The following is a 21,005-nucleotide window of genomic DNA, read 5'->3' as shown; positions in this document are numbered from 1 at the left end:
CAGACCGCGAACCGACGATCAGCCGCCCGGCGCCGTTAGGGTTTCTGCATGCCGATTCCGTCGTATGTCGCCGGGTTGCGAGCGCTCGTGGGTCACGAGATGTTGTGGATGCCCGGGGTGACCGTCGTCGTGCGTGACGACGTCGGCCGACTGCTCCTCGCGCAGCGCTCCGACACGGGCCGGTGGGCGCTCGTCAGCGGCATCGTCGACCCGGGGGAGGAGCCCGCCGTCGCCGCCGCCCGCGAGGTCGCGGAGGAGACGTGCGTCGACGTCGTCGTGCAGGCGCTCGCCGCGGTGTCGACGACGCCGGAGGTCGTCTACGAGAACGGCGACCGGAGCGTGTACCTGGACCTGCTGTTCACGGCCCGGGCCGTGTCACCCGAGGCGGCTGCGGCCGCGGCCGTCGGCGACGAGGAGAACCTGGCCGTCGGCTGGTTCGAGCCCGACGCGCTGCCGGAGGACCTCATGGGCTCGACGGTGTTCCGGCTGGGGCTGCTCGAGAGGTTCGAGGCGGCAGGATCGGCCGCCGCCCTGTTCCTCACGTAGCCACATCGTGGAATCAGTTTGGGGACCGCCGGAGACCTGACGTACCGTCGTCACCGTGAACAACCGTTGGTATTGGCGCTTTACGCCGGCTCCGTGGGGAGCCGTGCGGGCTGACGCCTGACCAACACATCCCCACCGGAGCCAGCAGAGGCCTTCGACGCAGGACGCGTCGGGGGCCTTCGTCGTGAGACGAGGCGCTCCGGTCGCCCCTCGGGTCCGTCCCGGGGCCGGGACGCCGTCCGCACGACGACACCCCGAACCTCAGACCCGGATCCCCAGGAGCCAGAACCGCCATGACGATGAGCCACACCGCACCGAGCGATCTGACGGCGCGCGATAGCCTTTCCGGCGGCCCGGGCACCCAGCCCGCCGCCCTTGACCGGAAGGCTGAGCTGTTGGCCGAGACCTCCGACCTCCGCATCCGCGCCCTCGACGCGCTGCCCGCCCCCCGGGACGTGCGCCTCGAGCAGCCGCTGGGCACCGAGCGCAGCGACCTCGTCGCGATGTCGCGCCGCGCCGTGCGCGACGTGCTCGTCGGCGAGGACGACCGCCTGCTCGTCATCGTCGGCCCGTGCTCCGTGCACGACCCCGCCGCGGCGCTCGACTACGCGTCGCGCCTCGCGCCGCTGGCGGCCGAGCTCGCCGACGAGCTGCTCGTCGTCATGCGCGTGTACTTCGAGAAGCCGCGCACCACCGTCGGGTGGAAGGGCCTCATCAACGACCCGCACCTGGACGGGTCGCACGACGTGCTCCACGGCCTGCGCCTCGCCCGCGAGGTGCTGCTCGGCGTGCTCGACGCCGGCGTGCCCGTCGCCACCGAGTTCCTCGAGCCGACCAGCCCGCAGTACATCGCCGACGCCGTCACCTGGGGTGCGATCGGCGCGCGCAACGTCGAGTCGCAGGTGCACCGTCAGCTCGCGTCGGGCCTGTCGATGCCCGTCGGCATGAAGAACGCCACCGACGGCGACGTGCAGACCGCCGTCGACGCGTGCATCACCGCGGCCTCGGAGCACACGTTCTTCGGCGCGGACTCGGAGGGGCGTGCCGCCTCCGTCGCGACGACCGGCAACCCGGACTGCCACATCATCCTGCGCGGCGGCCGCGGCGGCCCCAACTACTCCCGCCCCGACGTCGATGCCGCCCTCGACGTGGCCCGCAGGTCCGGGCTCGACGGCGCCGTGTCGCACGGCCTGATCGTCGACGCCTCCCACGGCAACTCGGGCAAGGACCATGTGCGCCAGGCGGGCGTCGTGCGCGAGATCGCGGCCCGGCTCGCCGAGGGCGAGCGGGGCGTCACGGGCCTCATGATGGAGAGCTTCATCGAGGCCGGCGCCCAGAACCCGGGGCCGCTGCCCACGCTCGTCTACGGCAAGTCGGTCACCGACAAGTGCATCGACTGGGACACGACGGCGGACCTGCTGCGCGAGCTGGCGGCCTCCGTCGCGACCCGCCGGGCGCTCTGACGGGCCGCTGACTCGGGCCGGACCGGACCGCGTCGGACCCGGCCGCGTCGGACCCGGCCGCGTCGGTCGAGGTGTCCGGCTCGGGTCGAGGTCGCAAGCCCTCGACCCGAGCCGATGGCCTCGACCCGGCGCGCCGACAGCCGCTCCGGGTGGGCGGGCCGCGCGACGGACACGGACACCCGGGCTGCCCGAAGGCCGTCACCCCGTGAGGATGGAGGTCAGCCGACCGACCGTCGAGAGGCCGCGCGATGCCCTTCTCCGTCCAGCTCCCTCGGTACGACCTGCACACCCGCACGGAGCCCGAGCAGCCCCGCCGGCGTCGGCGGTGGTCGTGGCCCGTCGTCTTCCTGGGTGTCGGCGTGACGATCGCGGCCGTCGGGGCGTCCGGCGTGCTGCGCGCGGCCGCCGAGCCCGAGTGGCTGGAGCAGGAGTACGCCCTCAACACGCACTACGCGCGCTGCATGGCCGACGCGGGCTGGGAGATCGTCGAGACCACGCCCTTCATGACCGGGCCGCGCCCGCGCGACGAGCACGGGATGGTCCCCATCGGCGAGCGCCCGCCCACCCGGCAGGCGGCCTACGAGGGCGTCCAGCCCGCCTGGATCCCGTACTCGACGGCGTCGGACGCCTGCTGGGCCGGAGCCACGACCGCCGTCGGCTGACACCGCCTCACGCGGAACCGACGAAGCCCTCCAGCGTCGCCTTCTCCGTCGGCCGGCCGCTGCGGATGAACGCCTCCACCTCCGGCATGCGGTCCCACACGTTGAGCCCCATCCCGGCCTGCACCACCCCGCCGCGCAGCCAGAAGGCGAACGCCTCGCCTGCCGGGTCGCCGACGACGACCACGTCGTCGTACCCGCCCGGGCCGTCCACGTAGCCCGTGTACTCCATCCCCAGGTCGTACTGGTCGGAGTAGAAGTACGGCAGGATGTCGTACTCGTCCGTGGCCCCGAGCATCGCCTTCGCGGCGTGCGGGCCCGAGTCGTTCGCCCGCGCCCAGTGCTCCACGCGCAGCGCCCGCCCGTAGGTGGGCGAGGGGATCGCGGCGATGTCGCCCGCGGCCCAGACGTCCGGGTGCGTGGTCCGCAGCGTCCCGTCGACGACGACCCCGCCGCCCTCCGCGGCGGGTCGGACACCGAGCCCCGCCGACGCCGCCAGCCCGACGTTGGGCGTCACGCCCACGCCCACGACGACGATCGTGGCGTCCACGTGCGTCCCGTCGGCCATGTCGACGCCGGTCACCTGCCCGTCGGTGCCCGTGAGCCCCGTGACTGTCGCACGCCGGTGCAGCCTGACGCCGTGCCGCTCGTGCAGCTGCGCGTACACCTCGCCGAGCTCCGGCCCCAGCACGCGGCCGAGCGGGTGCGTGCCCTGCCCGACGACGGTGACGTCCAGTCCGAGCTGCCGCGCCGACGCCGCCACCTCCAGCCCGATCCACCCGTCGCCCACCACCGCGACGCGCGCCGCCCCGACGTGCGGCTCGGTGCCCTCGAGCGACGCCTGGAGCAGCACGCCCGAGAGCCGGTCGGCGTCGTCGAGCGTGCGCAGCAGGTGCACGCCGCGCAGGTCGTTGCCCGGCACGGGCAGCGGCCGCGGCGTCGATCCCGTGGCCAGCAGCAGCCGCCCGAACGGCAGGGAGGCGCCGTCAGCGAGCGTGACGCGGTGGTCGTCGAGCGACAGCCCGACAGCGGTGGCGTGCGTGCGCAGCTCGACGTCGTGGTCGCGGTACCAGGCCTCGTCGAGCGGGAACACCGACCCGCGCTCCGCCTGCCCGCGCAGGTAGTCCTTGGAGAGCGGCGGCCGCTCGTAGGGTCGGTGCGGCTCGGAGGTCACGACGACGACGTCGCCGTCGTACCCCTCCCCGCGCAGCGTCTCCACGGCCCGGGCGGCGGCAAGCCCGCCCCCGACGACGACGATCGGCTCGCTGGCCACGTGACCCCTCCGAGAGCTCGGCACCTGCGGACCCAGCCGATCCTGCCCGGAGCCGGGAGCGCGCGCCAGAGGGCGTCGTGCGGCTGTGGACAGGGCGTCCCGACATCACCTCAGCCATCACCTCAGTCGCAGGGATCCTCGGCGCGGCGTCGCCACGCGACAGGGGACGTCTCGGACACCTCCTCCTGAGCGGTGCGCGGGTCGACGTGCCGCTGTGCGTACGCCCGGACGCCGTGGGCATGCTGGTGCCTTCAGCCGACCACGCGCTCCTCGCCTCACGGGCATCGCCCGACGCCGGACCTGACGCCGACGGTGGGGTACGCGATCGGTAGTGCAGCGAGGTGACTACGCATGAGCCGTCCTCCGAGGTGGAGCACCAAGCGGGCGTGGCAGGTGGCGGCGTTCGGCCTTGTCGTCCTGGCCTCGGGCTACCTGCTGCTGGCGCCGGTCTACCAACCCCAGACCGAGTGCTCCGGGGGAGGGAGCTACTCGCCGTCCGGCGAGCTGGTCTCGTCCTGGGACACCTGCGACCCACCGGGCGCCATCCTCACCTCCGGGAACCTGTCGTTGGTGGCCTGGGTCTCCGCCCCGGTCCTGCTGGCGGCATTGCCACTGGCCGCTCACGGGCGGGCGTGGACCGTGCTGTCGACGGTGTCGGCGGTGAGCCTCGTGGTGTTCGTGCTGTTCCTCGGCGGGTTCGCGATCGGTCCCTCCTTCGTACCGGGCACGGTGTGCGCCGTGGTTGGGGCGCTCCTGCGTCAGCGGCGCGCGGGCTCGCCGTCGGCACCCACGCCGACTGTCGTTCCCCACGCGTGACGTCGATGTCTCGCACGCGGTGTTCGACAACGCGAAAGGCCCTCCGGACCGAGCGTTTCCACTGGTCAGAGGGCCTTTCGGCTGGTCGGGGTGACAGGATTTGAACCTGCGACCTCTTCGTCCCGAATCAGTTCTGAGGGGTTGCTCGGAGCGCTGTTCCGCGTGGTTCTGCTGTTCGCCGTTCGCCGGTGTTCGCCCCGGCCCGGATCGATAAGCCCTCCGTTAAGCCCTCGGAGCGGTGGTGTCTTGAAGGTGGGGACACTCGGAGGCGCTGCGGCGACAGTGGAGCGTAGGAGGCGGACGGAGGTCAGGGTCAAGGGTGGGCGTAGCCCATCGCGTTGCGACGCCGTAGGCGCCCTTGACGCTGGGTGGAGTCGGCCGGATGCTCGGCTGTCGGTGCGCGTCCGGGCGCGAGGTGGTGCAGTATCTCGGGCGGGGTGACGGTCTGCAGCTCGTCGAGGCAGGCGCGATGGCCAGGCTGAGTGGTGAGGCGGTTCCGGGTCAGCTCGGAGCCGCCTTCGTTGTGGGAGTGGGCGGCTGGACGGGTGGGGTGCGCGGAGCGAGCGTAGCGAGCGGAGCGCGGGGCCCCGCCCGGGAGGCCGCCCCGCGCGGCGAAGCCGCGCGCTTGAGCCAGTAAGGAAAGTTCTCACCCGCTCCGTCGCCGCCACCGCCACGCGCGAAGCTGCAGGTCACTGGTACGTTGCCCGGGCCGACCTGTTGCATCTCTGCGTGGGGGACTGCGTGAAGAACTACCCGAACCAAGCTGCTGAGTTCTCGCGCGTGAGGAGCACTCTGAACACAATCAGCAGCCTGAACGCCCAAGGCCTCGATGTACTGGATGACGGCGTGCTGGGCTATGAGCTCGCGCGAAGCCGGGACTACACATTCCGAGGCATCGACTATACGACCGCTTCGGCGCAGGACATCGAAGCTCGTATTGTGCTTGAGAAGGCGAAGCCACGCGGTGACCAGGGTGCGCGAACGAACGCACGTGAGCTCCGGAGAACGCTCAGGGACCTTGGGTGGCTCGACTCCACGGGTGCCGTCACGTCCGCTGGTCGGGCCCTGCTGGCCTGCGCTTCGCAAAGCCAGACTGAGCGCGACCTCCTCGCCGCCGGGCTGATGCGTGTTGCTGTCGCGGACGCGGTCACGGGCCGCGTCTCCCATCCCGTGCGGATGATGCTCCACTTGCTTCACGCGGCCCCGAGCCACCGGCGCCTGGGTCTAGAGTTGGCGTTGGAGAACCTGGACGACTCGCCTTCGGAGACAAGTCGTGTTATCGGTCTGTATCAGCAGAACGCCACGGACGCGCAGATCCGGGCTGCAACTGGTGTCACTGAGAACCAGCAGAAGAACAACCGGAAGATCTTTCCCACGCTGGCAAAGTACGCGGGACTGGTGGTCGAGGACGCCCAGCACGACTTTCATCTGACGCCTAGCGGCCGTGCAGCAATTGGGCTGCCGTCGCCATCGACGAGTGTGACCGCAACTCCGACACCTACCACCGCAACGGCGCTCCCTTCGGGAGGCAATGTCGTTGTAGGTGGTGCGCAGCGCCAGGGTCGAAACCTTACTGTCGGGCGTAAGCGCTCAGTGAACCAGGTCGGATCACACTCGGTGAGCCGAACAGTTCCCGCAGCCCTCACGCCCGACCAGCAGGCCGAGGCACAGACGCGCCTGGGTGAACGTACGACGGTGCATCAGGCCTTGGTTCGGCAGTTCGCGGCTCGGATTGGTGATGCTGCGGGTGAGTTCTGGGAGGATCCGGCAAGCTTTGACTTGGTCTGGGCTCCGACTGGCGTTCCCGAGCGGCACATCTTCGAAATGAAGACGATCCAGTCTGACGCCGATCCTCAGATCATTCGCGCGATTGGGCAACTCTCATACTACGCGTACTTCAACGTCGCGAAGGCATTCCCTGGAGCGCCGGCGACGAAGACCGTCGTTGTCAATGACGATCTTCACCAGGACCTTCGAGACTTCCTGGAGCACTCCGGTGTTGGTGCGTTGCGAGTTCACTTGGACGGAACAGTAGAGGCCCTCAACCCACTCGGTCAGGCAATGGTGGCGCTGCTTCCGTAGAGGCGAGGCGTCGGGCTGCAAGCTCAACATACTCAGGCTTGATTTCGCATCCCCAGTACTGTCGACCATTACGGGCCGCGGAGACGCACTCCGTACCACTACCGGCGAACGGCACCACCACAAGGTCCCCCTCGTTGGAGAAATGGCGGACGATCCGGTCCGTCAATGCTAGTGGCTTTTGCGTTGGGTGGTCGACGCGCTCGGCGGCAAAGCGGCGGCCTGCAAGAACAGGGAAGTGCCAGACGTCACCTGCGAGTCGTCCGTCCGGGTGTGGTGTCCATACCTTCCCGTTCTTGGTGATCGGATGCTTGAGGCGCTCGGTGCTCTTGTAGGGTTCGCGGATCGGAACATAGTTGAACCCGGGCGGTTTTGAGAACCACAGGATGGGTTCGTAATGCGTGGCGAGCGTTTTGGTGCTGCGACTCCACCCGTTTTCGTAGTTCCAGACGATCATTCGGCGGTACTCAAGTCCGAGGTTGTACATCTCCACCTGGACGAATCCGATGTAGTGATGAATCCCGTACACGAAGATGGACCCCCGGGTGCGAGGATCCGCTCACACTCGGTGAGCCAGAGTCGAACCCACGGCAACCAGTCGTGCGACCGAGTCCATTCCTGCTCGATTCCAAAGGCGGGACCGATGTTGTATGGCGGGTCGGCGATGATCAGTTGTGCGGACCGGTCAGGGAGGCGCTTTAGCTCCTCAACGCAGTCACCGAGAATGAGTTCCCCCACTAGAGTTTCCTCATCACGATGACATTCTGGTGGTGCACGTTTGGCACGTATGCGAAGGGATACCCGTACGGGAACACTCGCTTGTGGCGCTGCCAGAGGACGTTCATTGCCTGGAGAGTGAGGCCACGCGTCTCGAGTTCGCGAGCGATGTCAGCGTGGAACATGTAGTAGCGCGACTTGTGGCGGAAGTCTCCGACGATCAGGACCATGTAGCCCTTGTGCTTCAGGGCCGCTGCCGATGCAGTGAGTGTGTCGCCGAGAACCTCAATGAACTTGTCGTAGTCCTCGATGTTTCCCAAGTCGCGCTCGTCGTCACCATACGTCGTGACGAGCCCGTGCGCTTCGCGCGTCTGCTGCTGCTTGTGGTCGGACTTCTTGTTGAGGATCGACCAGTACGGCGGAGACGTCACAATGAGGTCGACGGTCTCAGGGTCAAGCCGAGCTGCGAGTTTCCGCGAGTCCCCACGCATGACAACTTGGGGGTTGGCGTCAAGCAGGTCTGAGGGTACCTCTGTCTGCAATCGCAGTTCGGCGAGCTGGGCGAAACTCGGGTAGAGCTCGAATCCGACTCCGCGTCGACCGTCGAGAGCGGCTGCCTTGAGGGTTGAGCCCACACCAGCGAACGGGTCGAGCACCAGTTGCCCAGGCTTCGTGAACATGCGGATGATCCGGCCCACGTCTGTGTACGAGAACGGCGCAGGATGGAGGCGCTCGATCTCTGCTTCCTTGTGGCCAGCTCCGAGGCCGCGCTGCGTCCAGACGCTCGTGCTCTCGCTGAGCCACTCTTTGGCGGTCAGCCCATTGAGCAGGTTGCGAGGATCGATCTCGGGCTTAGCTTCTTCGGACATGTTTCCCCTCCCGGTACTGACGGACCATGGTGCTGGTTGCTCCCGAGTCCTTGGAGCGGGCTACCTGCGGCTAGCAAAACGGCCCGCCGTCGCCGGTCGGGCCTGCCGCCACAGATTACCCGCTTCGAGTCCTGAGACTGGGACATCGGCACGCGGTTGTGGAGCCGGCCCTTGCTCGGTGCGCCACGGGATGATCGTGCACGTGGCCACTGACACGGCGTTGTCATGCCTCCACTGTGTCGAGCAAGATGCGGTGAACCCGTGGTGCCGCTGCGATGAGGTCTGGCCCGACGAGGGAGTAGAGGCTCCCGTCGCTATGGGTGATCGTGGCGCCGGCCGCGGTTGCGAGCGCGACGCCCGCGGCAACGTCCCAGGTTCGATTAGCGTCGATCAGCACGGCGTCGAGGCGTCCAGCGGCAAGCCAGGCGAGGTCCGTGGCGGCGGAGCCGAGCATGCGGACGCGGCCGACGCCGTTTGCCAACCGCCCAATCGTTGCGAGTCGGCGCCTGTTCTTCTCGGTGCTTCCCGCGCCGGTGGCGAAGTCGCCCATGGTGACGACTGCCTCGTGCAGCTCACTGGTCGCTGACACCTGGAGCCGCTTGTCGTTGAGGTAGGCGGCGCTGCCACGCGTGACGTACCGCTCGCGGTGCATCGGGAGGGCGATGGTCCCGAAGGTGGGCTTGCCGTCCTCGACGAGCGCCAGCGAAACACCAAAGTTGGGTATCCCGCGCGTGAAGTTGGTGGTGCCATCGATGGGATCGAGGCACCAGAGTCGCTCGGTGCTGCCCTCGGCTCCGCGTTCCTCGCCCAGGAAGCCGAACTCGGGTGTCTCTCGGGTGAGGAACGTCCTTACAGCGTCCTCGATGGCGTAGTCCGTGGTCGTGGCGAAGTCGCGGTCGGTCTTGTAGGTCCGGCGGCCGTCGGTCCCGTGGCGCAGGATCGAGAGTGCGAGGTCTACCGCGGCTGCTGCGACGCTCTCAATACTTGACGACACGGCTTCGCTCCCAGGTCTCGGTGAAGATCCGCTCAAACACGGGGAACAGGCCGTGCGGCTCGCCGTCGTCGGCCTCGATGAGGAACGTCGGCGCGTCCAGCCCGCGCAGGTTCGGAAGGTATGGCTGCACGAGCGAACGCGTGCCGTCGATGTTCGTGATGTTGAACCGGACGGGCTCGTCGTAGGTGCGCACCTGGACGCGACCCTCGGCCTCGGGGGTAAGGCGTTCCCGAAGGCGCTGGATCACGAGCAGGTTGGCGCGTGTCAGCTTGGCGAGATGCCCGACCGGATGCCCTTCCTCGAGTTCGCGGGCCTTGGTCGCCTTGCCGTCTGGGTCGAGGAAGAGGCAGCGCAGCGTGAGGCCGTTCTCGACGAGTTCCGCGAGGGTGACGTCAGAGACGGTCTGGCAGAGGGCGTTGAGGCTGAGGCCCATGGCGTCGACGTGCTCGGCCGATGCGAGGGTCCGCAGGACGGGCACGGCTGACTGAGCCTCGGAGCGGGTCGCGAACACGCCGCGAACGTCGCGCGTCGAGATGAGGGATTGCTCGCTCGGCGGCGCCAGGCGCTCGTGCACGAGGGCTTCCAGTCGGTGCACCGCGCCGCGCAGCTCGTCGATGCCTTCGGGTCCAGGAGTGGCGGCCGTCGTTTCGACGCCAAGCCGCGAGTCGAGCGACAGACCGTACAGAGATGCCGCCGCGAGGACGACGTCAGCCGGCGGTCGCGCTCGGCCCTTGATCCAGTTGCTCACGGCTGACTCGGAGTACGTGCCCGACTCCGGGCCGACGTTCGCGGAGCGCAGCGCGAGAGCGAGGGGCGCACCCCCTCCGGCCGCGCGTCGGGCCTGGTCAAGCACGTCCCGAACGACAGCGTCCCATGTCTGGCTCACGTTCCTCAGTGTGGCATGGATCGCCCCACGTGCGAATGAGATGGCCCAGATCGCTTGACAGACGATTCGCTCGGGTGTGTAGTCGTTCGCAGGAGAAGCGATTCACGCGCTCCATGTGCGAACGGAGTTGGTTCCAGTGGCTATCGCCAAGCGTTTCCCCATCGCCCACGGCCTCGCGTTCCCCAACGGGGCGTTCCTGCGTGGCGAGGTCGAGCCGGTAGTGGACTTCCAGGCCGAGAAGCGGGCTGACGGTTCGCGTCCGCAGCAGCGCGACAAGGAGTCGGGGCTGCCGATGTGGCAGTGCACGGTCATCGACGCGGACGACGACGCGAACCGCAAGGACATCGGCGTCTCGGTGAAGTTCGCGGCCGAGGTGCAGCCAGTCCCGCCGAAGAACACCTCGCCCCTGCCGTGGACGCCGGTCGAGTTCGTGGGTCTGACGGCGCTGCCGTGGATCGACGACAACGGGCAGCGTCCGCGCCTTCAGTGGTCGTTCCGGGCCGAGGGCATGGTCGCGCCGGGGCAGGGCCGCGCCGAGCAGCCCAAGCCTCCTGAGTCCAAGGCGGCGGCCTGATGTCCGCGGCGATCACGGGCGAGATCGTCGAGCGTGAGGACGCCTCGATCCGCGAGCTGATGGAGATCGCCTGCGACCTCGTCTCGTGGGTCGACGGTCGGGTCTCGTCGGTCGACGTCGGCCACAACCACGTCGGCGTTCACGTCGAGACCCAGGACGACGCCGAGCGCCTAGCCCGGATGCTGTCGCTCGGCACGGTGACCGACTTCCCACCCGAGGCTGGGTCGCACGCCTTCACCGTTTGGTCGTCGAACTCGGGCCCGGGTGTCCAGTTCTCGGTCTTCTGCTTGGCCGAGCTGGTCCGCCCAGTCCGTGCGTTCCCTCCGGCCGAGCCGTGGTGGCTCGGCTTCTACGACGGCGGCCTCGGGACGGAGGCGGCGTGATGGACGCGCTCAGCACGACGTGGGCCATCACCCGCACTGTCGCCGGTGCGGTCTGGTACATGCTCGTTTGGACCTTCCGGTCATGGCGGCTGGTTCTGGCCTGCGTCATGCTGGGCAACCTCCTTCTGATCGGGGAGCGCGCCTTCGCCGGATATGCCGTGATCTGGTGCGTGCCCGCGTTCTCGCTCCTGCGAGCGGTCTGGTGGGCCGTGCACCCGCTCACCTACGAGGCGGTGCTTGGCGGTCCGATTCGTCGTCGGGGTTGGAAGCGTCGCCTTCGCCGGAACTGGAAGCGCATCGCGGACCGCTGCGGCCTGGCCACCGCACCTCGTGTTGACGAGGCCCGCGTGATCCCGAGGCTGCGTCGGGTGCGGGCGTCGGGCAACATGCTCACCTTCAACGTCCGCGCTCGGGTCGGGCAGACCGCCGACGACGTTGCCGCCGCGGCCGAGGCCATCGCCACCTCACTCGGGGCCGAGGCTGTCGAAGCGCACCGGCTCGGCGCGGGCTGGGTCGAGTTGTCCCTCACGATGCGCGAACTGCTGGACGTCGCAACGCTCCCGACGATCCCGTCCGCGATCGAGTTCCGCGGCGTGACCATCGGCCGCTGCTCGGACGGCACGCCGTGGCGGCTCGACCTCGCCGGGCGCCACACGCTCGTCGTCGGGCGTTCGGGGTCGGGCAAGGGGTCCGTGTTCTGGGGTGTCGCCGGGAACCTGGCCCCGGCCGCGCACGCGGGCATGGTGCATCTCTGGGGCGTCGACCTGAAGGGCGGCGTCGAGGTCGCGGTGGGTGCGCCGATGTTCTCTCACGTCGCGATGAACGAGGCCGATGCGGTCGGTCTCCTGCGCGGGCTCAACCGCGTGATCGTCGACCGGCAGTCCGTCATGCGCGGTCAGTCGCGCAGCTTCGAACCGTCGCCCGGCGACCCGGTCCACGTCCTGATGATCGACGAGCTCGCCGTCCTCACGGCCTACGCCTCCAAGGAGGTCGTCAACGAGGCCGTGAACCTGCTCAAGCTGATCCTCACGCAGGGCCGCGCCTTCGGGGTGATGGTCGTCGCGTTCGTTCAGGACCCACGCAAGGAGACCGTGGGAATGCGCGACCTGTTCACCCAAACCGTCGCGCTCCGCCTCGCCTCCGGCGCTGAGACGCGCATGGTGCTCGGGGACGGCATGGCCGCGCTCGCCCCGGCTCACCACATCTCGCAGACCATGCCCGGCGCCGGGTACGCCGTGACTGACGACGGCGTTGTCGCTCGCGTTCGCGCGGACTACTGGGCGGACGACTTCATCCGCCTGGTCGCGGGCACGTACCCGGCGCCTCCCGCGCCTCCGCTGCCCGACGAGGGCGTCACGGTTGAGCCCGCAGGGACGGAGCCTCCCGCCCCGGTCGGCGTGACGCTCAGCGGTGCTCCTCCGCGTCCACGGACGCCTCGCAAGCCCCGCGCCCCTCGGGTTCCGCAGCCCACGTCGAGTGATGGCGACCCCGAGGCGGCGTGATGTCCACGGTCGAGCAGGTCGGCGGGGGCTTCTGGGGACACTCCCCGGACGTCCCGCTAGACCTGCCCGACCTCGACCCCGCCGCGGTCGCCGGGATCGTCGGCCGGATCGCTGACAAGTCGTGGCAGGACTTCGCGGACACCCTCGGCCGGGTCGCCAACTGCTCGCACCCGATCCGCCTCGTCGGCCGCGCCGACACCATCGACGCCCGCACCGGCGAGGTCATCGAGACATTCAGGTCCGTCGATCAGCCGCTCGGAATGCTCTACAAGCCGTGCGGCAACCGTCGCGCCGATGAGTGCGAAGCTTGCTCGCGCATCTACGCCCGCGACACCTTCGAACTTATCTCGACCGGCCTTCACGGCGGCAAGGGCGTGCCCGGCGACGTCGCCCGAAACCCGCTGCTGTTCGTCACGCTGACGGCTCCCTCGTTCGGCGCGGTACACGGTGTGCGCGACGGCGAGAAGCCGTGTCGGCCCCGCGCCCTCGGTTCGGTGTGCGAGCACGGCCGCTCGTTCGCCTGCTGGGATCGCCACGAGGACGGCGACGCCGAGGTCGGCGCCCCGCTGTGTCCCGAGTGCTACGACGTCGCGACCGCCGCCGTGTGGCAGTGGTTCGCGCCCGAGCTGTGGCGCCGGTTCACGATCGCGCTGCGCCGCCACCTGACCGCCTCGCTCGGCGTGAACCGCGGAGCCCTGAACCGACACCTGCGCCTCGAGTACGCCAAGGTGGCCGAGTTCCAAGCGCGGGGCCTGGTCCACTTCCACGCGCTCGTGCGCGTCGACGGGCCCGATGGTCCAGGGTCGCCCGCGCCGATCCCCGCGGCCACGCTCTCCGAGGTCGTGACGGCTGCCGTGGCCGCGGTGCGCTATGAGGTCGACCCGATCGACTCCGACGACGTCGCCCGCATACTCCGTTTCGGCGCACAGACCGACGTGCGCGTGGTCCGCGAAGCCGCGGTGATCGACGGTGACGTCACGGCCGAGCAGGTCGCCGCGTACCTGGCGAAGTACTCGACCAAGTCCGCAGGTGTCGACCCGGCGCGACCGCGCCCCCACCTCGCCGCGCTGGCTGAGGCCTGCCGAACGCTCGCAGCTCGCGCCTTCGCCGGCTGCCACTTCGGGTGCGCCGACCGTGCCGCAGATCGGCACCCTGGCCTGTGCGGCGACTGCGCAGAGAGTCCGTACGCGCTCCTGGGCCACTGGGCGTCGATGCTCGGCTTCCGTGGGCACTTCTCGACCAAGTCGCGTCGCTACTCAGTGACGCTCGGTGCGCTCCGCCGTGCTCGACGTCGGTTCCAGCGCCTCGCCTCCGAGGCCCGCCGCAACGCCACCACGCTCGACACCCGCGACCTGGAAGCGCGCCTCATGGCCGAGTACGCCGAGGAAACCACCCTCGTCGTCGGTTCCTGGCGCTACGAGGGCACCGGCTGGCCTCGGGCGGGGGACAAGGCCCTTGCCGACGCCGCCGCATCCCGTGCCCGCGAGTACGCGCAGTGGCGAGCAGAACAGCGCACGAACCCGGCCCGACAGCCGAACCAGAACCACGACCCGAGGGGGAGAGATGACCAAGCGTGAACCGCTCGCCGTGAGCGAAGTCGCCCCGGTGCTCTGCGACGTGAACGTGGCGTGCAAGGCGCTGGGGATCCACCGCACGATCCTGTACGAGCTGATCCGCTGCGGCGCGCTTCGCACCGTGAAGATCGGCACGCGGCGACTCGTGCCCATCGCGGCGCTGAAGGAGTACGCCGAGAGCCTGGACGGTGCGGCATGACCGACCAGACAGTTCCGAGGAAGCCGCCGCGCCGTGCTCGAGGGGAGGGCACCGTCTACTGGGACAAGCGCCTGGAGCGGTTCGTCGCGACCCGGATCGTGGGCTACGACGACCGCGGCAAGGAGATCAGGAAGCGCGGTTCCGGCAAGTCCCGCTCGGCGGCGATGGAGGCGCTTCGGCTCCGCGTCCGCGACTACGAGCGAGGTCTCGCCCCGGGCGCCGATAAGACGACCGTGAGCGACGTCGTCAAGGACTGGATCCTCTACGGGCAGGGCCAGGTCGACGACAACACGGTCAAGACGCGCGAGTTCAACTGCGCACACATCGACGCCGGGATCGGTGACGTCCTGCTCCGCAAGCTGACGACCAAGCACGTCGAGAAGCTGCTCCGCTCGATGGTCGCCACGCACTCGACCCGCACCATCGCGGACGTCCGGGCCTGCCTGAACTCAGCCATCAAGCGGGCCATGGCGCGTGACCTCGTCGACCGGAACGTCGTCGAGCTGGTCGTCACGCCGCGCGGCACGACCGGCCGGAAGTCCAAGTCCCTCACGGAACGCCAGGCACTTGAAGTCCTGACGCTCACCAAGGCGCACTGGATGTACGCGTACATCGTCGTCTCGATGCTCGTGGGCATCCGCACCGAGGAGATGCGGGCGCTGACGTGGGATCGGGTCGACCTCGACAGCGAACCCGCCACGGTCGCGGTGTGGCGGTCGGTCCGGAAGTCGGGGGACACCAAGACCCGGAAGTCCAGGCGGACCCTCGCGATGCCGGACCTCGCCGTCGATGTGCTCCGGCGACGACGTCGGGACCAGGACGCCGACCGCGTCAAGGCGGGCGCCGACTGGAAGGACACCGGCCTGGTGTTCACGACGACACTCGGCACCGCTCTCGACTCCGCGAACGTGCGACGCGGGTTCCGGTCAGCACTCGGCGCGGTGCCGAGCGTTAACCCTGCCGAGTGGACTCCGCGCGAGCTGCGGCACTCGTTCGTCTCGCTCATGTCGGCAGGCGGCGCAGCGGTGGAAGAAATCGCACACGTCGTCGGGCACTCCGATACCTCGACGACGGAACGCATCTACCGGCACGAGTTGCGGCCGGTGATCCAGACCGGCGCGACGTTCATGAACAGGTTCGCCGCCGTCGACGTCGTCGCGCCCGACTGGCACATGGAACCGCTGTTCAGGCTGCCCGGAGAGGAGCGCACCGCTCATGCGTAAGCCCTCGGTTAAGCCCTCCACGGGGGTTCGGGGCTTCTCCAGGCAAAGCGAAAGGCCCTCCGAACTCAGCATTTCCGCTGGACAGAGGGCCTTTCGGCTGGTCGGGGTGACAGGATTTGAACCTGCGACCTCTTCGTCCCGAACGAAGCGCGCTACCAAGCTGCGCCACACCCCGAGGGACTGCCTGCACCGATCCGAGGGCTACCCGGTCGGTGAAGCCTGCTCAGCATAGCGGAGCATCGGCCCAGGACGAAAACCGGTCCGGGGTGAGGGGGCTCACCGTGCCGTGAGGGTGAGCAGCGTGGCTTCGGGGCGGCACGCGAAGCGCACGGGCGCGTACGGGGACGTGCCCGCGCCGGCCGAGACGTGCAGCCAGGTGGAGCCTGCCCCGTTGCGGCGGTCCGGGCGGGCGCCCGGCCAGCCGTGGAGCCCCGACGCCCGGCGGCGGTCGAGGTCGCAGTTGGTGACGAGGGCGCCGAAGCCCGGGACCCGCAGCTGCCCGCCGTGCGTGTGGCCGGCGATGATCAGGTCGGCGCCGTCGGACTGGAAGCCGTTCAGCACGCGCTGGTAGGGCGCGTGCGTGACCCCGAGGTGCAGCACGGCGTCGTCGTGCGTCGCGCCTGCGGCGGGTGCACCGGCGGGGCGCTCCGGGATGGCGTCGAGGTCGAGGTGCGCGTCGTCGGTGCCGACGAACGACAGGCGTCGCCCGTCGGCGAGCACGACGTCGTCGCGGCGGTTGTCGAGGTCCTTCCAGCCGGCGGCCGTGAAGGCCGCCGCCATGCGGTCCCAGGGCAGCGGGACCGGCTCGGGCCGGTGCACGCGCGCGTCCGGGAGCAGGTACCGCGCCGGGTTCTTGGGGCGCGGCGCCCAGTAGTCGTTGGAGCCCATGACGAAGACGCCGGGCGCCGTCGCGAGCAGGGGATCGAGCGCGTCGAGCAGCGGGTCGACGGCGCCGACGTCGGCGAGGTTGTCGCCCGTGTCGACGACGAGGTCGGGCCGGAGCTCGGCGAGCGAGCGGATCCACGCCAGCTTGCGGCGCTGGCGCGGGACCAGGTGCAGGTCGCTGACGTGCAGCACGCGGACGTCGCCCTGCCCGGCCGGGAGCACGGGCACGGTCACGTGCCGCACGGTGAAGAGCTTCGTCTCGACGTACGCGTACGCGAGACCCGCGGCCGCGACCGCGAGCGCCCCGCCGAGGGTGGTGCCGGCGCGCCGGGCGCCGGACCCGCTCAGTGTCCGCCTCCGCCGCCGTTGTTGCCCCCGCCGTTCGGCAGGTTCGGGATCTGCGGGATCTCGGGGATCTGCGGGATCTGCGGACCCTGCCCGCCGCCGTCGCCCGGGTTCGTGGGCTGGGTGGGCTGTGCGGGCGGCGTGGGGGGCGCGGGCGGGGCCGGCGGGGTGCCGACCAGGTTCGGGTCGGGCGCCGGGAACTCCGTGGCGGGCACGTCCACGAGCGCCTGCGTCATGTAGTCCTGCCACAGCGGCACGGCCACCGAGCTGCCGTACATGGGCTTGAGGCGCTTGCCGTTGAACACGATGTTGAGGTGGTCCTGCTCGCCGGACTCCTCGCCGACCCACACGGTCGTGACGAGGTTCGGGGTGAACCCGGTGAACCACGTCTGCGCCGAGCCCTGGTTCGTGCCGGTCTTGCCGGCGGCCGCGCGCCCGTCGGGCAGCTTGCCCGTCCGGGCGGTGCCGGTGCGCTCGGTGAACACGTGCGTCATCGCGTCGACGACGGTGGCGGCGACGTTCGGCGCGAGGGCGTTCGGGTTGCAGGCGGGGCCGGGCACGGGGACGTCGGTGCCGTCGGCCTTGGTCACCTGCGTGATCGCCATGGGCGCGCAGTAGGTGCCGTTGCTGGCGAGCGTGCCGTAGGCGGCGGCGAGCTGGAGCGGCGACGTCGTCTGCGTGCCGACCACCATGGCGGGCGTGATCAGGATGTCGTCGGGCTGCGGGTTGAACAGCGTGACGACGGTGCCGCCCTTGCCGGGCTTCGTCGTCGGGCGGAAGCCCATGTCCCAGGCGGTGTTCCGCACGCCGCACAGGTCGAGCTCGGTGGCCATCGACGCGAAGGCGGTGTTGACGGACTCGTAGGTGGCCCGCAGCACGGTGATGGGGCCGGAGAGGTTGCCCTCGGCGTTCGCGGGCGCCCAGGGCTTGCCGCCGAACGTGCTGCACGACGAGTGCCAGGCGCTCTGGGGGCGCTCCCGCTTGGTGGCGTCGACGGTGTCGTAGAGCGTGTGCCCTTCCTTGAGCCACTCGGCCAGCACGAACGGCTTGAAGTTCGAGCCGGGCTGGAAGCCCTTCGACGCGCCGTGCAGCGGGTCGGCGGCGTAGTTCACCGACGTGGTGCCGGGTGCCCGGTCCTCGGTGCGCGCGTCGAACGGCACGTTCTGGGCCATCGCGAGGATCTTGCCGGTGCCCGGCTCGACCGACACGACGGCCGACTCCAGGCCGGCGTCGTTCCCGTTCGGCACGTGGGCGCTGACCGTCGCCTCGGCCGCGCGCTGCTTGCCGAGGTCGAGCGTCGTGCGGATCGTCAGGCCGCCGCGGTACAGCAGGTCGCTCCGCTTTTCCTTGGTGTCGCCGAACACCGGGTTGTTCGTGATCTCCGAGATCACGTACGCGCAGAAGAACGCCGCGCCCGCCGCGGCCTGGCAGCCCGTCGGCACGGGCGTGATGTGCAGCGTGTCCTGGATCGGTGTCGCCAGGGCGGCGTCACGCTGGTCGGTGGGCAGCATCCCCAGCGACCACATCTTGTTCAGGATGACGTCGCGCCGGTCCTGGGCGAGCTTGAGGTTCGCCTCGACCGACGGGTCGAACTTGGCCGGCCCCTTCGTGACGCCGGCGATGGTCGCCGCCTCGACGGGCGTGAGGTCCTTGGCGGACTTGTCGAAGAAGTACCGGGCGGCGGTCTCGACGCCGTAGATGTTGTACGTCCCGAACTGCGCGACGTTCAGGTACCCCTGGAGGATCTCGTCCTTCGTCATCGTCTTCTCGAGCGCGATGGCGAGCTTCATCTCCTTCGCCTTGCGGGCGATGGTGTCCTCGCGGGCCTCGATGATGCCGAACGGGTCGCCGGCCTGCTCGGCCTCGTCGATGAGCACGTTCTTGACGTACTGCTGCGTGAGCGTCGAGGCGCCCTGCGTCGGCTTGTCCATCGCGTTGTTGACGAACGCGCGCAGCACGCCGCGCGGGTCGACGCCCGCGTGGTCGTAGAAGCGCTCGTCCTCGATGGCGACGACGGCGTCCTTCATGGCCTGGGACACCTGGTCGAGGGGGACGACGATGCGGTTCTGCGCGTAGAACGTCGCCAGCTTCGTCCCGTCGGCCGCGTACACGGTCGACGCCTGGGACAGGGGCCCGGGCTTGAGCTCGTCGGGCACCTCGTCGAAGAGCGCGACGGTGGTGTCGGTGGTCTTGTTGGTCGCCGCGGCGAGCGGGATGGCGAGACCGGCGGTCAGGACGCCGCCCGCGCCGGCGACGAGGACGAACGCCAGGAGGAGCGCCACCAGCTGGGTCGCCGGGATGGTCCGCGTCATGCGCCTCGGCTCGTGCGGTGTCGCGACTCGTCTGCTCGCCATGCGTGCCAGCGTACGTGGTCGCACGCAGGCGTCGTCGGCTGGAGGCACGGGCCCGTGTGCAGGTCCTGTGGAAGCGGGCGGGCTACTGTGTGCCCCATGGCGACGACGTGGGAGTACGCAACCATCCCTCTGCTCATCCACAACACCAAGGCGATCCTTGACCAGTGGGGCTCCGACGGCTGGGAGCTCGTGCAGGTGGTCCCCGGGCCCGACGGCACCGGTCTGGTGGCCTACCTCAAGCGCCCGACGGGCGAACGCTGATGTCCGTCGAGGCCCGCCTGGCCGATCTCGGCATCGCCCTGCCCGACGTCGCGGCGCCCGTCGCGTCCTACGTGCCCGCGGTCCGCAGCGGCGCGTACGTCTACACGTCGGGCCAGCTGCCGTTCGTCGACGGCGCCCTGCCCGAGGCGGGCAAGGTGGGCGCCGGCGTGACCCCGGAGGCGGCGACGGGCTACGCCCGCCAGTGCGCGCTCAACGCGCTCGCCGCGGTCAAGGCCCTGGTCGGCTCGCTCGACGACGTCGCCCGCATCGTCAAGGTCGTCGGCTTCGTGGCCTCCGACCCGTCGTTCACGGGCCAGCCGGGCGTCGTCAACGGCGCCTCGAACGTGCTGGGCGAGATCTTCGGCGACGCCGGGGTCCACGCGCGCAGCGCCGTCGGCGTCGCCGTCCTCCCGCTGGACTCCCCGGTCGAGGTCGAGCTGGTCGTCGAGCTCAAGGCCTGACGCGACGCCCGCCCGACACGACGGTGGCCCGGTCTCTCCGGAGAGACCGGGCCACCGTCATGTCCGGGACTCAGCGCGCGCGGCGCTCCAGGCGGTCGAGGTCCAGCAGGACGACGGCGCGGCCCTCGCGGCGCACCCAACCGCGGGCGGCGAAGTCGGCCAGGGCCTTGTTCACGGTCTCGCGCGAGGCGCCCACGAGCTGGGCCAGCTCCTCCTGCGTGAGGTCGTGGGCCACGCGCACGCCCTCGTCGGACGGCTCGCCGAAGCGGGTCGACAGGTCGAGCAGCGCCTTGGCCACGCGGCCGGGGACATCGGAGAACACGAGGTCCGCCAGCGTCTCGTTGGTGCGGCGCAGGCGGCGCGCCAGCGCGCCGAGCAGGTGCGTGGCGACCGTGGGGTGCGCGGTGACCCACTGGACGAGGGCGGCGTGCCGCAGCTCGTAGCAGACGGAGTCCGCGACCGACGACGCCGTCGCCGTGCGGGGGCCCGGGTCGAACAGGGAGAGCTCGCCGAACATCTCGCCCGGGCCGAGCACCGAGAGCAGGTTCTCGCGGCCGTCGCTGGAGCGGCGGCCGAGCTTGATCTTGCCCTGCGCGATCACGTACAGGCGGTCGCCCGGCTCGCCCTCGCGGAACAGCACGTCGCCCCGTGACAGCTCGACCGGGACCATGGTCTCCAGGAGGGCACGCGACTCGACGTCGTCCATGTCGGCGAAGAGCGGGGCGGAGAGCACTGTGGTGTCGTCCACTGAGGTTCCTCACGTTCTCGGGGCCGACGTGCGCCGAGGGGCGCCGCACCGGCCCGGGTCAGAAATGTGTTCCAGTTCTCAATACTGCCTCACACCGGCCATTCCGCCGGTCAGCGTGGCGTTGGGCGTGCACGTGACGCCTGGACGGCCGTCACGCCGACGCCGCGTGCGCGTCGGTGGTGCTCGGTACGCTG

Annotated in this window: 20 protein-coding genes, 1 tRNA gene and 1 pseudogene; 13 read left to right on the top strand and 9 right to left on the bottom strand. The window is 70.0% G+C overall.

Annotation, left to right across the window (positions count from 1 at the left end):
• Positions 1–48: 48 nt before the first annotated feature.
• The 3 genes from ET471_RS03680 to ET471_RS03670 all read left to right on the top strand — a co-directional run bounded on the left by ET471_RS03680 (position 49) and on the right by ET471_RS03670 (position 2,671).
• Positions 49–546 carry an NUDIX domain-containing protein gene (locus ET471_RS03680; RefSeq protein WP_129186650.1) on the top strand — a complete coding sequence of 166 codons (498 nt, stop codon included), beginning with the start codon at positions 49–51 and terminating at the stop codon, positions 544–546.
• Between the two features lie 299 nt (positions 547–845).
• Positions 846–2,009: a 3-deoxy-7-phosphoheptulonate synthase gene (locus ET471_RS03675; RefSeq protein ID WP_425356580.1), complete on the top strand. Its 1,164-nt coding sequence runs from the start codon at positions 846–848 to the stop codon at positions 2,007–2,009.
• Positions 2,010–2,257: 248 nt separating this feature from the next.
• A complete protein-coding gene (locus ET471_RS03670) occupies positions 2,258–2,671 on the top strand; it encodes a hypothetical protein (protein WP_129186648.1) in 414 nt (137 codons plus the stop codon).
• 7 nt (positions 2,672–2,678) lie between these two features.
• Here the strand turns inward: ET471_RS03670 and ET471_RS03665 are convergent, their stop codons facing one another.
• Positions 2,679–3,941 (bottom strand): NAD(P)/FAD-dependent oxidoreductase, encoded by a 1,263-nt coding sequence (locus tag ET471_RS03665; RefSeq protein WP_129186647.1) that lies wholly within the window; start codon positions 3,939–3,941, stop codon positions 2,679–2,681.
• A 351-nt stretch (positions 3,942–4,292) separates the two neighbouring features.
• On the opposite strand from ET471_RS03665, the gene ET471_RS03660 reads away from it, so the two are divergent.
• Positions 4,293–4,757, top strand: coding sequence for a hypothetical protein (locus tag ET471_RS03660; RefSeq protein ID WP_129186646.1), 465 nt, complete (start codon positions 4,293–4,295; stop codon positions 4,755–4,757).
• Positions 4,758–5,498: 741 nt separating this feature from the next.
• On the top strand, positions 5,499–6,839 hold the full coding sequence (locus ET471_RS03655; protein WP_129186645.1) for a hypothetical protein: 1,341 nt from the start codon (positions 5,499–5,501) through the stop codon (positions 6,837–6,839).
• Here ET471_RS03655 and ET471_RS03650 read toward each other — a convergent pair.
• The 4 genes and pseudogenes from ET471_RS03650 to ET471_RS03630 form a co-directional block, all read right to left on the bottom strand.
• A pseudogene (locus tag ET471_RS03650) lies at positions 6,799–7,574 on the bottom strand (DNA-methyltransferase). The gene ET471_RS03655 and the pseudogene ET471_RS03650 sit on opposite strands and share 41 nt — an antisense overlap.
• A complete protein-coding gene (locus tag ET471_RS03640; protein ID WP_129186643.1) occupies positions 7,574–8,422 on the bottom strand; it encodes a DNA methyltransferase in 849 nt (282 codons plus the stop codon). Before ET471_RS03640 ends, ET471_RS03650 begins: the two are co-directional and overlap by 1 nt.
• A gap of 223 nt (positions 8,423–8,645) precedes the next feature.
• Positions 8,646–9,416, bottom strand: a complete 771-nt coding sequence (locus tag ET471_RS03635; protein ID WP_165350391.1) for an inositol monophosphatase family protein — start codon at positions 9,414–9,416, stop codon at positions 8,646–8,648.
• Positions 9,400–10,164, bottom strand: a complete 765-nt coding sequence (locus ET471_RS03630) for a DUF5919 domain-containing protein (protein WP_129186641.1) — start codon at positions 10,162–10,164, stop codon at positions 9,400–9,402. Before ET471_RS03630 ends, ET471_RS03635 begins: the two co-directional genes overlap by 17 nt.
• Before the next feature lie 274 nt (positions 10,165–10,438).
• Here ET471_RS03630 and ET471_RS03625 point away from each other — a divergent pair, with 274 nt between their 5' ends.
• Genes ET471_RS03625 through ET471_RS03600 form a run of 6 tightly spaced genes read left to right on the top strand, consistent with a single transcriptional unit; the run spans position 10,439 to position 15,757 of the window.
• The gene (locus ET471_RS03625) at positions 10,439–10,876 is read left to right on the top strand and encodes a plasmid replication, integration and excision activator (RefSeq protein WP_129186640.1); all 438 of its coding nucleotides are present in this window, start codon (positions 10,439–10,441) and stop codon (positions 10,874–10,876) included.
• A complete protein-coding gene (locus tag ET471_RS18370) occupies positions 10,876–11,259 on the top strand; it encodes a hypothetical protein (protein WP_129186639.1) in 384 nt (127 codons plus the stop codon). Before ET471_RS03625 ends, ET471_RS18370 begins: the two co-directional genes overlap by 1 nt.
• Positions 11,259–12,761 carry an FtsK/SpoIIIE domain-containing protein gene (locus ET471_RS18920; RefSeq protein ID WP_129186638.1) on the top strand — a complete coding sequence of 501 codons (1,503 nt, stop codon included), beginning with the start codon at positions 11,259–11,261 and terminating at the stop codon, positions 12,759–12,761. The genes ET471_RS18370 and ET471_RS18920 overlap by 1 nt, the downstream gene beginning before the upstream one ends.
• Complete coding sequence (locus ET471_RS03610; RefSeq protein ID WP_129186637.1) at positions 12,761–14,338, top strand: replication initiator; 1,578 nt, start codon at positions 12,761–12,763, stop codon at positions 14,336–14,338. The genes ET471_RS18920 and ET471_RS03610 overlap by 1 nt, the downstream gene beginning before the upstream one ends.
• A complete protein-coding gene (locus tag ET471_RS03605) occupies positions 14,325–14,534 on the top strand; it encodes an excisionase family DNA-binding protein (protein WP_129186636.1) in 210 nt (69 codons plus the stop codon). The genes ET471_RS03610 and ET471_RS03605 overlap by 14 nt, the downstream gene beginning before the upstream one ends.
• Complete coding sequence (locus ET471_RS03600; protein WP_129186635.1) at positions 14,531–15,757, top strand: site-specific integrase; 1,227 nt, start codon at positions 14,531–14,533, stop codon at positions 15,755–15,757. Before ET471_RS03605 ends, ET471_RS03600 begins: the two co-directional genes overlap by 4 nt.
• A gap of 98 nt (positions 15,758–15,855) precedes the next feature.
• On the opposite strand, the gene ET471_RS03595 is transcribed toward ET471_RS03600, so the two are convergent.
• The 3 genes from ET471_RS03595 to ET471_RS03585 all read right to left on the bottom strand — a co-directional run bounded on the left by ET471_RS03595 (position 15,856) and on the right by ET471_RS03585 (position 19,341).
• Positions 15,856–15,932, bottom strand: a tRNA-Pro gene (locus ET471_RS03595).
• Positions 15,933–16,033: 101 nt separating this feature from the next.
• The gene (locus tag ET471_RS03590) at positions 16,034–16,990 is read right to left on the bottom strand and encodes a metallophosphoesterase (protein ID WP_129190683.1); all 957 of its coding nucleotides are present in this window, start codon (positions 16,988–16,990) and stop codon (positions 16,034–16,036) included.
• Positions 16,987–19,341, bottom strand: a complete 2,355-nt coding sequence (locus ET471_RS03585) for a transglycosylase domain-containing protein (protein WP_129186634.1) — start codon at positions 19,339–19,341, stop codon at positions 16,987–16,989. Before ET471_RS03585 ends, ET471_RS03590 begins: the two co-directional genes overlap by 4 nt.
• A 96-nt stretch (positions 19,342–19,437) precedes the next feature.
• On the opposite strand from ET471_RS03585, the gene sp36 reads away from it, so the two are divergent.
• Entirely contained in the window at positions 19,438–19,602 is a 165-nt protein-coding gene (sp36, locus tag ET471_RS03580) for a Sp36 family protein (RefSeq protein WP_129186633.1), read from the top strand.
• Positions 19,602–20,063, top strand: a complete 462-nt coding sequence (locus tag ET471_RS03575; protein WP_129186632.1) for a RidA family protein — start codon at positions 19,602–19,604, stop codon at positions 20,061–20,063. The genes sp36 and ET471_RS03575 overlap by 1 nt, the downstream gene beginning before the upstream one ends.
• A gap of 70 nt (positions 20,064–20,133) precedes the next feature.
• Here the strand turns inward: ET471_RS03575 and ET471_RS03570 are convergent, their stop codons facing one another.
• Positions 20,134–20,811: a Crp/Fnr family transcriptional regulator gene (locus tag ET471_RS03570; RefSeq protein ID WP_129186631.1), complete on the bottom strand. Its 678-nt coding sequence runs from the start codon at positions 20,809–20,811 to the stop codon at positions 20,134–20,136.
• Between the last annotated feature and the right edge of the window lie 194 nt (positions 20,812–21,005).

The sequence above is a fragment of the Xylanimonas protaetiae genome (assembly GCF_004135385.1).
GTDB classification, from domain to species: domain Bacteria; phylum Actinomycetota; class Actinomycetes; order Actinomycetales; family Cellulomonadaceae; genus Xylanimonas; species Xylanimonas protaetiae.
This window is presented reverse-complemented; position numbering and strand designations above follow the sequence as displayed.

Excerpts from the sequence above, each read along its gene's own strand:
- ET471_RS03610 (WP_129186637.1), top strand. The coding sequence starts at position 12,761 with ATGTCCACGGTCGAGCAGGTCGGCGGGGGCTTCTGGGGACACTCCCCG.
- ET471_RS03660 (WP_129186646.1), top strand. The coding sequence starts at position 4,293 with ATGAGCCGTCCTCCGAGGTGGAGCACCAAGCGGGCGTGGCAGGTGGCG.
- ET471_RS18370 (WP_129186639.1), top strand. The coding sequence starts at position 10,876 with ATGTCCGCGGCGATCACGGGCGAGATCGTCGAGCGTGAGGACGCCTCG.
- sp36 (WP_129186633.1), top strand. The coding sequence starts at position 19,438 with ATGGCGACGACGTGGGAGTACGCAACCATCCCTCTGCTCATCCACAAC.
- ET471_RS03675 (WP_425356580.1), top strand. The coding sequence starts at position 846 with ATGAGCCACACCGCACCGAGCGATCTGACGGCGCGCGATAGCCTTTCC.
- ET471_RS03680 (WP_129186650.1), top strand. The coding sequence starts at position 49 with ATGCCGATTCCGTCGTATGTCGCCGGGTTGCGAGCGCTCGTGGGTCAC.
- ET471_RS03585 (WP_129186634.1), bottom strand. The coding sequence starts at position 19,341 with ATGGCGAGCAGACGAGTCGCGACACCGCACGAGCCGAGGCGCATGACG.
- ET471_RS18920 (WP_129186638.1), top strand. The coding sequence starts at position 11,259 with ATGGACGCGCTCAGCACGACGTGGGCCATCACCCGCACTGTCGCCGGT.
- ET471_RS03600 (WP_129186635.1), top strand. The coding sequence starts at position 14,531 with ATGACCGACCAGACAGTTCCGAGGAAGCCGCCGCGCCGTGCTCGAGGG.
- ET471_RS03575 (WP_129186632.1), top strand. The coding sequence starts at position 19,602 with ATGTCCGTCGAGGCCCGCCTGGCCGATCTCGGCATCGCCCTGCCCGAC.
- ET471_RS03670 (WP_129186648.1), top strand. The coding sequence starts at position 2,258 with ATGCCCTTCTCCGTCCAGCTCCCTCGGTACGACCTGCACACCCGCACG.
- ET471_RS03605 (WP_129186636.1), top strand. The coding sequence starts at position 14,325 with ATGACCAAGCGTGAACCGCTCGCCGTGAGCGAAGTCGCCCCGGTGCTC.
- ET471_RS03640 (WP_129186643.1), bottom strand. The coding sequence starts at position 8,422 with ATGTCCGAAGAAGCTAAGCCCGAGATCGATCCTCGCAACCTGCTCAAT.